At 42.0% G+C, this 15,417-nt stretch carries 13 protein-coding genes; 9 read left to right on the forward strand and 4 right to left on the reverse strand.

The annotated features are described in order from the left end of the window. Positions 1 to 111 precede the first annotated feature (111 nt). Both phhA and hppD read right to left on the reverse strand, forming a co-directional pair. Entirely contained in the window at positions 112 to 1,050 is a 939-nt protein-coding gene (phhA, locus tag AC2FA3_RS12455) for a phenylalanine 4-monooxygenase (protein ID WP_490509835.1), read from the reverse strand. Between the two features lie 164 nt (positions 1,051 to 1,214). Next, positions 1,215 to 2,327, reverse strand: coding sequence for a 4-hydroxyphenylpyruvate dioxygenase (gene hppD / locus AC2FA3_RS12460; RefSeq protein ID WP_490509836.1), 1,113 nt, complete (start codon positions 2,325 to 2,327; stop codon positions 1,215 to 1,217). Between the two features lie 154 nt (positions 2,328 to 2,481). Here hppD and AC2FA3_RS12465 point away from each other — a divergent pair, with 154 nt between their 5' ends. The 4 genes from AC2FA3_RS12465 (at position 2,482) to AC2FA3_RS12480 (ending at position 7,044) form a co-directional block, all read left to right on the forward strand. After that, positions 2,482 to 3,411, forward strand: a complete 930-nt coding sequence (locus tag AC2FA3_RS12465; RefSeq protein ID WP_490509838.1) for a LysR family transcriptional regulator — start codon at positions 2,482 to 2,484, stop codon at positions 3,409 to 3,411. Between the two features lie 188 nt (positions 3,412 to 3,599). Beyond that, positions 3,600 to 4,796: an amino acid aminotransferase gene (locus AC2FA3_RS12470; protein ID WP_490509839.1), complete on the forward strand. Its 1,197-nt coding sequence runs from the start codon at positions 3,600 to 3,602 to the stop codon at positions 4,794 to 4,796. Positions 4,797 to 5,062: 266 nt separating this feature from the next. Beyond that, entirely contained in the window at positions 5,063 to 6,352 is a 1,290-nt protein-coding gene (fahA, locus tag AC2FA3_RS12475) for a fumarylacetoacetase (RefSeq protein WP_490509840.1), read from the forward strand. Between the two features lie 116 nt (positions 6,353 to 6,468). After that, positions 6,469 to 7,044, forward strand: a complete 576-nt coding sequence (locus AC2FA3_RS12480) for a VOC family protein (RefSeq protein ID WP_490509841.1) — start codon at positions 6,469 to 6,471, stop codon at positions 7,042 to 7,044. A gap of 80 nt (positions 7,045 to 7,124) precedes the next feature. Here AC2FA3_RS12480 and AC2FA3_RS12485 read toward each other — a convergent pair whose 3' ends face one another. Continuing rightward, entirely contained in the window at positions 7,125 to 8,006 is an 882-nt protein-coding gene (locus AC2FA3_RS12485; RefSeq protein WP_490509842.1) for an IclR family transcriptional regulator, read from the reverse strand. Positions 8,007 to 8,126: 120 nt separating this feature from the next. Here AC2FA3_RS12485 and maiA point away from each other — a divergent pair, with 120 nt between their 5' ends. Next, positions 8,127 to 8,768 (forward strand): maleylacetoacetate isomerase, encoded by a 642-nt coding sequence (gene maiA / locus AC2FA3_RS12490; RefSeq protein ID WP_490509843.1) that lies wholly within the window; start codon positions 8,127 to 8,129, stop codon positions 8,766 to 8,768. An 86-nt stretch (positions 8,769 to 8,854) separates the two neighbouring features. On the opposite strand, the gene AC2FA3_RS12495 is transcribed toward maiA, so the two are convergent. After that, positions 8,855 to 9,244 carry a hypothetical protein gene (locus tag AC2FA3_RS12495; RefSeq protein ID WP_490509845.1) on the reverse strand — a complete coding sequence of 130 codons (390 nt, stop codon included), beginning with the start codon at positions 9,242 to 9,244 and terminating at the stop codon, positions 8,855 to 8,857. A gap of 312 nt (positions 9,245 to 9,556) precedes the next feature. On the opposite strand from AC2FA3_RS12495, the gene dinB reads away from it, so the two are divergent. The 4 genes from dinB (at position 9,557) to AC2FA3_RS12515 (ending at position 15,341) form a co-directional block, all read left to right on the forward strand. Continuing rightward, complete coding sequence (dinB, locus tag AC2FA3_RS12500; RefSeq protein WP_490509846.1) at positions 9,557 to 10,642, forward strand: DNA polymerase IV; 1,086 nt, start codon at positions 9,557 to 9,559, stop codon at positions 10,640 to 10,642. Positions 10,643 to 10,817: 175 nt separating this feature from the next. After that, entirely contained in the window at positions 10,818 to 12,068 is a 1,251-nt protein-coding gene (gene queA, locus AC2FA3_RS12505; RefSeq protein ID WP_490509847.1) for a tRNA preQ1(34) S-adenosylmethionine ribosyltransferase-isomerase QueA, read from the forward strand. Between the two features lie 111 nt (positions 12,069 to 12,179). Next, positions 12,180 to 13,772: a type IV pilus assembly protein FimV gene (locus tag AC2FA3_RS12510; protein WP_490509848.1), complete on the forward strand. Its 1,593-nt coding sequence runs from the start codon at positions 12,180 to 12,182 to the stop codon at positions 13,770 to 13,772. 57 nt (positions 13,773 to 13,829) lie between these two features. Then, positions 13,830 to 15,341 (forward strand): FimV/HubP family polar landmark protein, encoded by a 1,512-nt coding sequence (locus AC2FA3_RS12515; protein WP_490509849.1) that lies wholly within the window; start codon positions 13,830 to 13,832, stop codon positions 15,339 to 15,341. Positions 15,342 to 15,417 lie beyond the last annotated feature (76 nt).

Consider the following 15,417-nt stretch of genomic DNA (forward strand, 5'->3'; position numbering starts at 1 on the left):
CTTTTAAGTTAACTATTATTTTTTTAATACCGTTACGTCCGTGTTAATGCTGTTTTTTGCAGCATGATTTTTTACCACATCGTTCATTCAACAATGCAGGTTTTTTATTCATTAAGAGTTTTTTGGCGCATAAGTCGGTTCAAACAATCCTAGTGACATCGCTTGTTTGACCATGCGCATGATGTCGCTATCGACGATATCGAACAGCGTATCCAAATCATCAATGACATAATAAATCGGCTGAATATGATCAATGCGATAAGGCGTACGTAACACGTCAAGCAAATCAAATGGACGGTGTTCTGGCTGATTTTGGGGTTGCTGCTGATGCTTAGATTGGTGTAATTTCTCGCTACCACTAAGCGCATAAACCGTTTCAGAAGGCGAGCTTAAAATACCGCCGCCATAGATTCGGCGATTTTCAGGACGACTACCAACCAAACCAAACTCGATGGTAAACCAATAAAGCCGTGCTAAAAACCATCTTTCCTCTTTACTGGCATTCAAGCCCAGCTTGCCATACGTCTCATTAAAAGCCGCAAAGGCAGGATGGGTCAGTAGCGGACAATGGCCAACGATTTCATGAAAGATATCAGGCTCTTCTATATAGTCCATGTCTTCAAAGCGACGAATAAAAGTCGCCACAGGAAAGGATTTATTTGCTAAGAGTTTGAAAAACTTACCAAAGCTGATAAGCGCAGGAACGGCAGCGGTTTGCCAGCCGGTAGTGGCTTGCAGGATTTCGTCAATGTCATGTAGCTGCGGGATATGCGTCAATGGCAGGTTTAGCTTTTCTAAGCCTTCTAGATAAGCTGAGCAGGCACGGTTGGGTATTTGCGTGGCTTGACGTTCAAGCAGCGCCTGCCACATAGCATTTTCATCAGCACTATAATGAATATGACCCTGACTGTCTGGCTGATGCGAGACATAAAGGTGCTTTTTAGCAGGTGAATCGGTATAGCTAGAACCATTAGCGCCGAGAGCTTTAGAAGTAACACTCTTGGCACTAAGAGCTTGATGGATAGAATTGTTAGCTTGTAGGCGTTCCATGCCTGTGTTCCTTTTATTAGCGTTAGCACATTTACTTTTCGTCAGTAAACCCTAAATCTAGGTGTTTTGGACTTACCCTCTTAAGCCATACTTTGCTTATTAAGGACAAGACAAATTCCTTTTGCCCTGCCCATTTATCGTACTTATAAACTATGAATCAAAAACTATGGCGTTTCAGTCTCTGGCTGACCAACCTTACCGCGACGAACTTGATCACGCTCGATAGATTCAAACAGCGCTTTAAAGTTACCTTCACCAAAACCATCCTCGTAATCACCTTTACGTTGGATAAACTCAAAGAAAACTGGACTACCCAGAATAGTTTCAGAGAAAATCTGTAGCAATAAACGTGGTTTGCCGCCTTCAGTCGTACCATCTAACAAGATGCCGCGCATCTGTAGCTCAGAAATATTCTCGCCATGGTTTGGTAAACGCTCGCTTAGCATGTCATAGTAAGCCGCATTTGGTGCAGTCATTAATGGAATACCGGCAGCTTTTAGCTTATCGATACTGGCGAATAAATCATCACTGGCTAAGGCAATATGCTGGATACCTTCACCATTAAAGTGCATCAAATATTCTTCGATTTGTCCGCCGCCTTGCTTGGACTCTTCATTTAACGGGATACGGATTTTACCATCAGGAGCGGTCATCGCTTTACTGGTCAGTCCGGTATACTCGCCTTTGATATCGAAATAACGGATTTCGCGGAAGTTAAAGATACGCTCATAAAAGTTTGCCCAATAAGCCATGCGACCACGGTAAACGTTATGGGTTAAATGATCGATGACCTTAAAGCCATAGCCGATAGGGTTTCTGTCTACATCGGCAAAAAATTCAAAGTCGACGTCATAGATAGATTCGCCATCTTGATAGCGGTCAATTAAGTAGATAAGAGAACCACCGATACCTTTGATAGCAGGCAGTCTTAATTCCATCACCCCTGTTGGTACATCTACTGGCTGCGCACCTTTTTCAATCGCCAGCTCATAGGCTTTTTTGGAATCCTTGACACGAAAACCCATGCTGCAAGCACCAGCGCCATGCTCTTCAACGAAGTAACTGGCTTGGCTTTTTGGCTCACGGTTGATGATAAGGTTGATATCACCTTGACGGTATAAAGCCACGTCTTTTGAGCGGTGATTGGCCACATGGGTAAAACCCAGCTGCTCAAATAATTCTGCGACGGCTTGTGGTTGAGGTGAGGCGAACTCGACAAAATCAAACCCTTGCAATCCCATTGGGTTTTCAAATAAATCTGCCTTTAACTCTGACATTGTCATCATCCTTAATTTCAATTGGTGGTATAAATCGCTAAAAATTAGCAAAAAATAAGTTTCATCAAGTATTCCTATTGACGAGTGAGTTATATTAGATTAGCTTGATTTATAAGACTAATCGTTTTTTTTGATTTATTTATCAGGTTTACTTATGAATATCAGTATTCGCCAATTGACCGCTTTCGTCAGCGTCGCCGACAATGGCAGTTTTACCCGTGCCAGTGAGCAGATGCATTTAACCCAATCTGCCGTCAGTGGTTTGATTAAAGAGCTCGAATCTAGCCTCGGTATCGTGTTGTTTGACCGAACCACACGCCAGCTGTCTTTATCCGTCGTCGGGCATCATTTACTGCCACAAGCGCGGCGTATCTTAAATGAGATGCAGCTATTTGAAAATGAGGCTAGTAGCTTGACAAGTTTAGCGCAAGGTCAAGTCAGGCTTGCCGTCTCGCAGTTTGCCGCATCTTCCATGCCAGCGGTCATTGCCCAATTTGCTAAAGTCTATCCCGATATCAGCGTATCTTTGCTTGATTGTTCGGCAGAAAATGTCTTAGAGCACATTCAAAACATCGAGGTAGATTTAGGCGTCGGAACTGAGCGTGGTTTTATGGAGTCTGAGGATGACATCAGCGCTGATTTGTTATATCAGCTACCGTTTTGTGTGGTGATTCCTGATAGCCACGCACTGGCGCAACAATCAGAAGTTGTCTGGCAAGACTTGGTAGACATTCCACTTATTACCTTACAAGGTCCCTTTATTGAGCAAGTAACTGCCGAGCTTGATGAGAATATCGCCAACCACATCCAGCAAGCGCGCTATAAAGTCAACTTTATGTCCACCGCCCTTGAGATGACCCGCCAAGGTTTTGGTATTACCTTGTGCTTGCCTTATATGCCAGAGGTGATAGATTGGGTCAGCGCCAACGGCTTGCAAATGCGCCCATTGGCACAACCAGTCAAAATGCGCCGTTTTTTTATTTACCAACGCTCCTCACGAGGATTATCGCCGGCCAGTATTGCCTTTAAGAAATTTTTGCAGGCTTACTTCGCCAGTCATTTTGATGATTTGCAAAGTGTTTAAGTGTATTCAAGACTCCTTTAACCAAATCATTACTTAAGTTTAGCAAAGACCAAAATTCAGCAAAAAACTTGCCAATAAACAAAAAAATGCGTTAATTAATCAGTATCACTGAATCTAACGTTGAGTTAATCGCCAAACTGGTTTATGCTTTTTAACGCCTTAACTCATCTCCCTTGTAAGGAAAAAAAATGTTTGAACGTATCGATTATTATGCCGGTGACCCGATCTTAGGATTGATGGACAAATTTGCCGCCGACACCAACCCAGATAAAGTCAATTTAGGCGTGGGCGTTTATTATGATGAGGATGGCAAATTGCCAGTCCTTGAGTGTGTCAAAACGGCTGAAGAGCGTATCGCCGACCCAATCTCTCCTCGTCCTTACTTACCAATGGCCGGTTTACCAGGACACCGTAAAGGCTGTCAGGAATTGCTGTTTGGTAAAGACGCTCAAATCTTACAAGACGGTTTGGTGGCAACCATCGCCACTATCGGTGGTTCTGGTGCCTTAAAAGTGGGCGCAGAATTTATCCATGAATGGTTCCCGCAGTCTAAGTGCTATGTCAGCGACCCAACGTGGGGCAACCACATTGCCATCTTTGAGGGCTCGGACGTCGAAGTTGGTAAATATCCGTACTACGACAAAGCCAGCAGTAGCATCAAATTTGATGAGATGATTGCTTTTTTTGAAACCTTGAACAAAAACGATGTAGTCTTACTGCACCCTTGTTGCCATAACCCAACCGGTATGGATTTAACCCGTGAGCAGTGGGATACCGTGCTAAATGTCATTCAAGCGCGTGAGCTGATTCCATTTATGGACATCGCTTATCAAGGCTTTGGCGAAGATATGGACGGCGACGCTTACGCTATCCGTAAAGCGGTCGAAATGGGTCTACCAGTATTTGTCAGTAACTCATTCTCTAAAAACTTATCGCTATATGGCGAGCGTGTCGGCGGCCTATCAGTCGTTTGCCCAACAGTAGACGAAACTGAGCGCGTCTTTGGTCAGCTGAACTCTACGGTACGTCGTATCTACTCAAGCCCACCATCACACGGTGGTCGCGTGGTCGATATCGTTATGAACGACGAAGCACTACATGAGCAGTGGGTTAGCGAAGTATATGCGATGCGTGACCGTATCAAGTCTATGCGCTCAAAGCTCAAATCGGTATTGGAAGAAAAAATTCCTGGTCGCAACTTTAATTACTTAACTGAGCAAAACGGCATGTTTAGCTTCACGGGTCTAACGCCTGAACAAGTCGAGCAACTACAAAGCAAGTTTGGCATCTACATGGTATCGAACTCACGTATGTGTGTTGCCGGCCTAAACAGCAGTAATATCGATTATGTTGCTAATGCGATGGCCGACGTCTTAAAAGATTAATTATCTGACGCGATTAAATAAAAAACTAATTAAGAAAAAGGCTGAGTTATTTCTCAGCCTTTTTTTATGCCTTAAATTCATGTTGTCTAATATTGAAAACAGCCGTAATAGATACGCTATCTCTAGTAAGAGAGGACAGTATAAGATTCAGCCTTATAAAAAATACTGCACAAAAAAACCTTGCAATCTATTTGGCTATAAATTACATTATACGTAAGTAGTTAATTATAACGTAATTCAATACATACTTTAGCAAGGAGCTCCCTATGTCAACGATTGACAAAAACCTCACTTCATTTATCGATATCGCCGCTGATTCTGACTTCTCTATCCATAACCTGCCTTATGGCATCTTTAGCGATACTGTCGATGGCAAACGCCGCGCTGGTGTTGCTATTGGTGAGCAAGTATTAGACTTATCGGTACTTGAAGCTGAAAGGCTATTGAGTTTGGAGGGCGGCCCGTATTTTGATCAACCAACGTTAAATGCCTTTATTGATTCTGGTCGAGATAACTGGACCAAAGCACGTAAAACTATTCAAACGCTACTCTCTAGCGACTGCGATACTTTACGTGATAACGAAGACTTGCAGAAAAAAGCCCTATTTAAGCAAGCAGATATCACCATGCATCTACCTGTTCAAGTACCTGGCTTTACCGACTTTTACTCTTCTAAAGAGCATGCGACCAACGTCGGCACCATGTTCCGTGACCCAAATAACGCCTTACTCCCTAATTGGACTGAAATGCCAGTCGGCTATAACGGACGCGCCAGTACCGTTATCGTTAGTGGCACTGATGTGATACGCCCATCTGGTCAGCTGAAACCCAATGCTGATGAACGCCCTATTTTCTCCCCTTGTAAGCGTTTGGATTTTGAGCTTGAAACCGCGTTTGTCGTTGGTAAAGGCAATAATATTGGTCAACCGATTGCAGTCAATGAAGCCGCGGATCATATCTTTGGCATGGTATTACTCAACGATTGGTCAGCCCGCGATATTCAAAAATGGGAATACGTACCTTTAGGTCCATTTAATGCTAAAACGTTTGCCTCTGAAGTATCGCCTTGGATTGTGACCATGGATGCCTTAGCACCCTTTAAAACCTCATGCCCAACGCAAGAGCCAAAACCACTGGCTTACTTAAATGAAAAAGCCTCTGATAGCAGCTTTGATATTACTCTATCGGTTGAGTTATTGCCTGAAAATGCTGACGTAGCAACGGTGGTTTGTGAGACCAACTTTAAATATATGTATTGGTCAATGGCGCAGCAGCTAACTCACCATACCATCACGGGTTGTAAAGTAGAAGTCGGCGATATGATGGGCTCAGGTACGATTTCAGGACCGACGCCAGACTCTTATGGCTCGATGTTAGAGATTGCGTGGAATGCGACCAAGCCCGTCACCCTTAAAGGCGGCGAGACGCGCAGTTTTATCGAAGATGGCGATACCGTGATTATGAAAGGCTATAGTGAAAAAGACGGAATCCGTGTCGGCTTTGGTGAAGTGCGTGGCAAAGTACTGCCTGCGCTGACATTTGATTTTGACAAATAGCAGTCGAATATAAACTGGGCGTACAAACAAACGGAACACACTGTCAGATAATTATTACCTGTTAATGATGCTCTGACAGTCTATTAAATCGCACGCTTTATCAAAAGGACATTGATATGAGTTTTAAAATAGAAAAAATCCATCATGTGGCCTATCGCTGCAAAGATGCTAAAGAAACCGTTGAATGGTATAAAAAATACCTAAATATGGATTTTATCTTAGCATTTGCTGAAGATCATGTGCCTTCGACCAAAGCCTTTGACCCTTATATGCATGTGTTTTTAGATGCTGGTAATGGCAATGTCTTGGCGTTTTTTGAAGTACCCAATCAACCGGAAATGGGCTTTGACCCTAATACACCAAACTGGGTGCAACATTTAGCCATGAAGGTAAAAGACCGCGATGCCTTAATGGCGGCAAAAAAGCATTTAGAAGAAAATGGTATCGACGTGGTCGGCGTGACCAATCACGGTATTTTTCATTCTATCTATTTCTTCGATCCTAATGGACATCGTATGGAACTCACCTACGATGATACTACCTCGGAAGAAAAAGTCTCGATGATTACTGAAGAGATGAAGTATGAAATGCTAGATGAATGGTCACGTACTAAAAGGGCACCTGCTCACACTCAGTTTTTACATGCAGAAGAACTGGCTGAAGCACGAGAAGTCGCGCCTGCTGGTGAGTAATAGCGTTAATTTATTGGATGGTTAAATTTTACTTTATTAGGTAGCGAAATTAAGTAGCTAAGTTAAGTAGCGAGTCTTGGCTACGCTATTTGATAACGCTGCGCGATTGCTAGTATTTGCTCAACCACGTTATATTGATCACTCATTGGTAACTGTTCTGTGGTGCCAATAATAGTAATGGCATATTCTAATGGCAAATTATCAAAAGATGATTTGTTATTATTAGATAGCTTGTTATCGACAGTCGCAGTGTTGGCCAGTTGAGGCACAATCACTGGAATGGTAATGGCATTAATCCCCATCAGCATATCGCCGCTGACCGTGGCATAGCCTTGGGTACGAATCTTTGCTTGCAGCTGGTTAAAGTCCTGCCATTTTTCTGCGAGAACTGCTTTATCTTCTATACGCCATTCAGCTTTCACCAATGACTCGATAACGGCATCTGGCTGATAGCTAGCAAATAATTGCCCTGTTGCTGACGTCGTCAGCGGCATACGGGAGCCAATTCGAGTAATAATGCTTATAGGGCTATCCGGTTCGACCGATTGAATGATAATCGGACCTTCACTAAACCATTTGGCAATCTGCACGCCGCAATTTAGCGTATCTTTAATCTCATTGGCAATATGGGTTAGCCGCTCCAAAATATTGTTTTGATTAAATCCAGTATGCCCAAGCGCATTGACTCTGTCACCTAATCCATAACGCCCATCGCTGAGCTGGCGCGCATAACTTTTTCGGATAAGACTGACCAAATAGCGATGACACTTGGCTGGATGCATTTGTATCGCTTGAGCAATATCTTTTAGCATCATAGGTTCATTGTGATCGATAAGGACGTCTAATACTGATAATCCAATTTCAAGTGACTGTACGCCACCTTGGTTTTTAGTAGTTGTCATAGAATGGTCTGTCAGGTTTTCAGATACTGGCATGTTTTGCTCAATCAATGGTTTACTCACGGAAATTTCATAATAATACGACTTAATAATACTTATCTTTGATTATATAACATAAGCGTGCTATCAATAATTATAACCACTTATGACACCAACAACCTACCATTATAAAGGGAATTGATAATGATGAAGTTATACAGCTACTTTCGCAGCGGAACATCACATCGCACTCGTATCGCGTTAAACCTTAAAGGTTTAGCGTATGAATATATCGCTGTCAATTTGGCAAAAGATCAGCAGCTTGAATCAGCATTTAAAGCTATTAATCCACAAGGGTTGGTGCCTGTATTAAAAGCAGATGATTTGCTGCTATTTCAGAGCCCCGCTATCTTAGAGTGGTTGGAAGAGGTTTATCCTGAGACGCCGCTATTGCCTAAAGACGCCGCTGGTCGTATGAAGGTACGCGCGCTAAGTGCCATGATTGGCTGTGATATCCATCCCATTAATAATCGTCGTATTTTACAATATCTGCGTAATGAGCTGTCGGTAGACGAAGATGAAGTTATAAAATGGTGTAATCGCTGGATAAATGAGGGTTTTGCAGTGTTAGAAAAACGCTTGGCACAAGATAACAGCCGTGGGAAATTTTGCTATGGCGACAGCCCTACTTTTGCAGATTGCTATTTGATTCCGCAAATCTCATCGGCAAGGCGCTTTAAAGTAGATTTAAGTATTTATCCCAATATCGCCCAAATTGATGCACATTGCCGCACACTTAAAGCCTTTGCAGATGCTGACCCTATGGCTCAACCCGATGCAACCTAATGCACTAAGCGCTTAATATTGACAAAAAAATAGCCCCTATATTAGGAGGCTATTTTTTATAAATGAGTGCTTGTGTAAGATTCTTATCAAATTTTCATCTCATGCTGCGTAACTGCACTTATTTTAATCGGTACCGCAAATAGCCAAGTTGTGCCGCAACTACAATAAAAGCAGCCATTTTTAAAAGAAACGATATAAGCTGTAAAATCGTTACCACAATGATCCATCATTGCTTGCTCATCACTTTCATCATCTACCGCACACCAGACTTGTTTATCACCACGCTCAAGTAGCGCACGCGTCAGATCGCTTCCTGTTATCTCACCATTCATGCCGAGCTCCTTAACTATATGCACCATCGCTAAACCAACTGGCTTTTTGATAGTGGCTTTTATCCCTGCTCGCTTCCTGAGCATGATATGAGCTATAAAAATCTTTTTTCTGCCGACAAATAAAAGCAAAAAAATATTACCCATTTATTTAACCGATATTGACTTCATTGGATACAGTATTGTAAAACGATAGCAGCAAAACTGTAACATAAAAAATCTTTAATCCCGATAGACGGTATGGATATACCGATGAACGGTAAAAAACCTTTATTCAAACTACAAATAAAATATTAATAATACTGAATTCATTAGTTGACAAGGTTTACCTTATTTTCAAAAATATTTCCATAAACCATTTTAAACGTACTGAAAGACACTAATACCACAGATGATAAAATTAAAGGATTGAAATCAAAGCACTAAAAACAAGCTATAAAATCAGGTAAAATAGTGGCTATGACTGCTCCCACTCAACCTAGCCTTCGTAAAATCATTCATATAGACATGGATGCGTTTTATGCCAGTGTAGAACAGCGCGACTTTCCTGAGCTGCGCGGTAAGCCCTTAGTCGTCGGTGGCGACCCAAATGGTCGCGGGGTGGTTGCGGCGGCCAGTTATGAAGTACGTAAATTTGGTGTACGCTCCGCTATGTCGTGTTATGAAGCACGCAAACGTTGTCCAGAGGTTATATTCGTGAGACCACGCTTTGATGTCTACCGCGCGGTCAGTCAAGATATACGACGAATTATGCACAATTTAACCCCGCATGTTGAACCTTTATCGTTAGACGAAGCCTATCTCGATGTGACAGGACTAAGCGCGCATCACGGCTCAGCCACGCTAATGGCAAATTGGCTACGAGCGCAAATTTTGGCGCAGACAGGACTTAATGCCTCTGCGGGCGTGTCCTTTAATAAAATGCTGGCCAAGATTGCCTCTGATATCAATAAACCCAATGGCACGGCAGTGATCACGCCAGCAGATGCCGATGCTTTTATTAGTACACTGCCCATTGAGCGTTTTCATGGGATTGGCAAGGCGACTACTAGGCGCTTACATGCGATGGGTATCAGTAACGGTGCTGACCTGAGGCGCACGCCTGCTGCAGTATTGGTCAATGAATTTGGTAAGCGTGGACAGTTTTATCATGACATTGCGCATGGTCGTGACGAACGCCACGTTAAATCGCAGCGTATTCATAAGTCGGTTGGTTCCGAGACCACTTTTAGAGACAATTTAAGCCGCGATGATGAGCTACGTCTACAAATCTATGAGCAAAACGCCGATGCCTTTAATCAGTTGAATAAAAAACAGCTCATCGCTTATACGATTACCCTTAAAATCAAATACGCCGACTTTACCCAAGTCACGCGCTCACATACCTTATCTACTGCTTTTGATAGTGCCGAATCTGCCCACTACTGGCTTGATAAGCTGTTTTTAGATATTCCGCGACTGTTACCTATCAGGCTAGTCGGTGTGACTTTCTCTTCGTTAACGCCCGCTACTCAAATTTTGCCTCAGCTAAATTTATTTGAATAAAGTCGTTCAACCTTTCTAAGCAACGCCACGACTTTTCCAGATTCCAAATATTTTACTTAGGCTATTTTGATTAGTTGTCTTTATTTATGAATGGTAAGCGCTTAGGAAACCGTTATCTCATATCCACATTTCTGCTACAATTACCTCAAAACTCCTATCTATTGAAAGACCGACTATGACTGACTCTCAACCTATAAGCTTAGATGTTAATCTTGATAATACGGTTAATAACAGCACTGATAAAAGCCTGAATAACGATATTAATAAGAACGATGACGTTTTAGACTATCTTAGCGTTGATGATTACGATTATGAGCTACCAGACAGCTTAATCGCTCGTTATCCACTAGCGCAGCGTTCAGCATCAAAGTTGCTATATTTAGCTAAAAATACGCAAAAAAATAATGACAGTCAGATTTTAGACAAACAATTTTCTGAGCTCCCCGACTTGTTAAATACGGGTGATTTAATCGTCTTTAATGATACTAAAGTCATGAAAGCCCGCTTGTTTGGGCAAAAAGATACCGGCGGTAAGATAGAAGTGCTTATTGAGCGTTTGGTTGATTTCTCAAACTTAGATAGGGCGGCTCTGCATTTACAAACGACAAATGGCGAAATCGTCAACCAAGAGCACATCGCCCTTTGTCATATTAAAGCCAGTAAAGCACCCAAACTTGGGCAAAGGTTGCAGATTGCCGATGGTCAGATGCACGCTGTGATGATTGGTCGCCAAGAAAATTTATTTATCTTGGCTTTTGAGGCGTCTATTTTGCCTGATTTAGAGCGTTATGGTGAGCTGCCTATTCCGCCCTACTTTGAGCGCCACGCCGATGCGACTGACAATACCCGCTATCAGACGGTTTTTCATGACCCAGCCAAACTTGCCAGCGTCGCTGCACCTACAGCCAGCTTACATTTCGATGAGCTCATATTAGATAAGCTTACCGCCAAAGGTATTCATACTGCTTTTGTTACCCTACATGTTGGTGCTGGTACCTTTGCCCCTGTAAAAACAGACAATTTGCTCAATCACAACATGCATAGCGAATATGCTCACCTGCCCCAAGCCACCGCTGACCTCATTAACCAAACACACGCCAATGGTAAGCAAGTAATTGCGATTGGAACAACGGTCACTCGCGTCCTTGAAACTGCTTATCAAAAAACAGCGGTCAATGGTCAAGCGCTTTCTAGCTGGGCGGGTGATACCGATATCTTTATTTACCCGGGGTTTAAGTTTGGTGTGATAGATAAATTGCTCACAAATTTTCATCTACCAAAGTCTACGTTGCTGATGTTAGTCTCAGCCTTTGCAGGTAAAGCAGCGATTGAACAAGCATATCAACATGCCATTAACACCCAGTATCGCTTTTTTAGTTATGGTGATGCCATGCTGCTAGATAAAAAAGTAAACTTGCAAATATAAACATTAAGTAAACAATTCATATATTGTTGACAACACCGGTGAAATAAACTGGTAAACTAAACGCTATTTTGATATAACAACACAGATAACTCTCATTTTAAAGGGCTGCAAATGTCTTGTCATTTATCTCATCGTTTGACTACGGTACATCGCGCGGTATCAATGGCATTACTTTATTCAGTCGGCTATGCAGCTGTTATGTCTAACGCACAAGCAGCCACTATTGGTAAGACAGTCATTACTTCGGCGCAGCACGAACCTTTAGCCGCTAGTATTATGGTCACTGACATTAAGACCGCTGATTTTTCAGCAAGTTTGGCGAACTCTAGCATCTATCAGCAAATGGGCTTGACACCAACTGACTCAATGACAGTTCGTTTCCAACCAACGTCAGCCACTAGCGGACAAGTTTTTATCACGACCACCAAACCTATCTCTCAGCCTTTTGCAGATGTCGTTTTAGCGATTAATGATGGTACTCAGCGTAATGTTATTCCTAAGACGTTATTAATGCCTCTGAAAGACAGCTTACTAGTTACACCTCAAGATACCGTTACTGCAGCAAAAAAACCTAACTTACCTGTGGTTTCTACGACTAATGCACAACCATTAATTGTTAAAAAGGGCACGCCTCCACCGTTGCTATTAGCACCTACAGTTGTCATTACACCCGCCATACAGAGTAATACGACGGTATATTCTCCTAATCGCTTAGACAACAACCCCTTAAATAACGATGCTAATAACTATGCAACAGGGAGTCTAGGTAGTAATGAATCTTCTACTAGTTTTACGAGTCCGAAATTCGATACATTAAATATTAATATTACCCGTCAGATACAGCCTAACAAAGCAAGCAACACTAATATGATCGCTGCTACACCTATGGCAACAATAGCAGCCAATCCTTTGTTGACGTCGACTACTAAAAACGCTTCCAATGAAGCCGCTACCTATGGCAATACCTCATCGAATAAAATCACCTCAGAGCAAAATGTATCATCTAGCAATCTATCTACGCTAGGTTCCAATGATAAAGGAGTTATGAATCCTGACAATAACAGCAGTGGCTCAGACTTCAATTACACAGTACAGCGTAATGATAATTTATGGATTATTGCTCAGCAAATCGCAGATAAAAATAACCTTGATGTACAAATCGTGATGAATGAGATTCAAACACAAAACCCCAACGCATTTATTAATAAAAATGCGGATCAGCTAAAAGCCGATGCTCAGTTAAGTCTACCCAAATATGATGTCGTGCCATCACAAAAAAAGCTACAGGCCGCTATCAGTGAGCAAAGAAACAATCATAGAAAAGCAAATACACCTATCGTCAAGAAAACCACAACAGCAAAAGCTGCACCTAAAGCAAAAACTGAAAGCGCGCAAGCGAAAGGAACTGAGAAACCAGCTGTAAAGAAAACGCAGACACTACCAACCGCTCAGTTTTCTGTTCTCGCTCCTGGTCATGACGGTAGCGCAGATGGCACTAAAACTAAAGCAGGTATGCAAACGGGCAATGGACTTAGCACAGATGTGTTAGATATCCTGAAGTCATCTCGACAAAGTACCGCCGACCAAGCACAGCGTTTATCAAAGACCAACAGTACACTTGGCAGTTATACTAAAAAGCTGCAATTACAAAACCAAAAACTGGCGGAGCTACAAGCTCGTCTCGAAAAACTACGCAATCAATAATTGCCTGATCGATCAATGCCTTATGTTGCACTATTGATCTTAGGCGTGGGAGTAACTATGGACAACATGCTATATATTATCGCCGGCTTGGTACTTATTGTACTGATAGCGGTGTTGGTCATGCGCAAAAAAAAAGCGCAAAAACCATTAGAACAGCCACGTATAAATGCTGAAAAAAGCACGCTTAAAGAAGCCTCTACTTTAGCAGAAACCACTACTGACAAAAAATTTAACCACATTGAGATTGCGCAACGCTTCATGGATCAACAGCGTTACGATAAAGCCATTGAAACACTTAACCGCGGTCTCACTGAAACACCTAATGACAGCCAATTATCCCTTAAGCTGCTTGCCATATATGCCACGATAGATCAATCTGATAACTTTAATAAAGTCTATGATTCTATTAAAACTCATGCTGACGCAAAAAGCATTGCTCAAGCTGATGAATTAAAAGCCTTGTTGACTGAAGAACAAAATCAAGCAGCTATACGCGCTTTGCCAGCTGATAATGACCAAGACGCGGGCTTTGAAAGTATTGATTTTGATATACCGGCAAATAAAGTTGAAAATCAACACTCATCTGTCGATGTCGATTTTGAAAAAGATGCTAGTCAGTCTACTACTTATAGCCCGGACTTGGCTGACAGCTCTGACAACACTTTAGCGACTTCTAATAATTTCGATAATATTGAGCAAGTTTTTGAGCTTAGTCTGGATGACTTAGAAGAAGATAGTAGCGAGCCAGCCGCTACTATCATGACATCTATTACTGAGCTAGCTATCACTGATGAAGAATCTCTATCAACTTCTAATGCTAAAGAGGTAAATAGTAGCGAAAGTGCCAGTGACTCCGATTTTGATTTTGATTTCGACTTAGCGGAATCGCATGATACTTCTTCAGAAGCGCCCATCACAACTTTGTCTAATGATTATTCTAACGATATTACATTAGATAATAATGAAGACTTTGTCTTAGATTTAGCGGATTTAGAAATTCAAACTATTGATGAAAACGTCAATGTAGAGCAGGAAGATTTTACATTATCTCTCGATCCTAATGATAGCAGTGATGCTATCGATATCTTTGCTGTAGCAGAGACAACGCCTTCAAGTGAAACCCCTGTTCTTATCGCAGACGATTTTGAAGATTTTAGTTTTGACGACAATGAAGCGCAAGAGACGAATGAAGCGATCCGTGAAACACCAACCACTGTAGTGTTCGATGACAATACCTTAATCGATGATGATTTTGACTTTGGTTCTTTGTCAGATGCTCCAACAGCGACGACGCCAGTTGACCTTGCAAGTGAAATTGAAAGCAACGTTGATAGTGAAGTTATTGCTGACACCGAGATTGAAAGCGCAGAAGATTTCTCATCACGCTTTGCCGCTGACTTTGATTTTGTCAAAACGTTAGACAGCAATCAAGTGACTTTAGACTTAGCCGGTCAGTACGTACAGCTAGGCGAATATGACAGCGCCAAACGCTTACTTAATGAAGTTATAAGTCAAGGTACGAGCGAGCAACAAAGCCAAGCGCAAGCATTATTAGATCGCACTGCGTAAAGAGTAACATTTTCTCTTATCAGCAAGTATTCTATTATTATAAGAATACTTGCTGATTTTTTTTGCATTGAACCTT

This window comes from Janibacter sp. CoH_79_TC_3 (genome assembly GCF_058197955.1).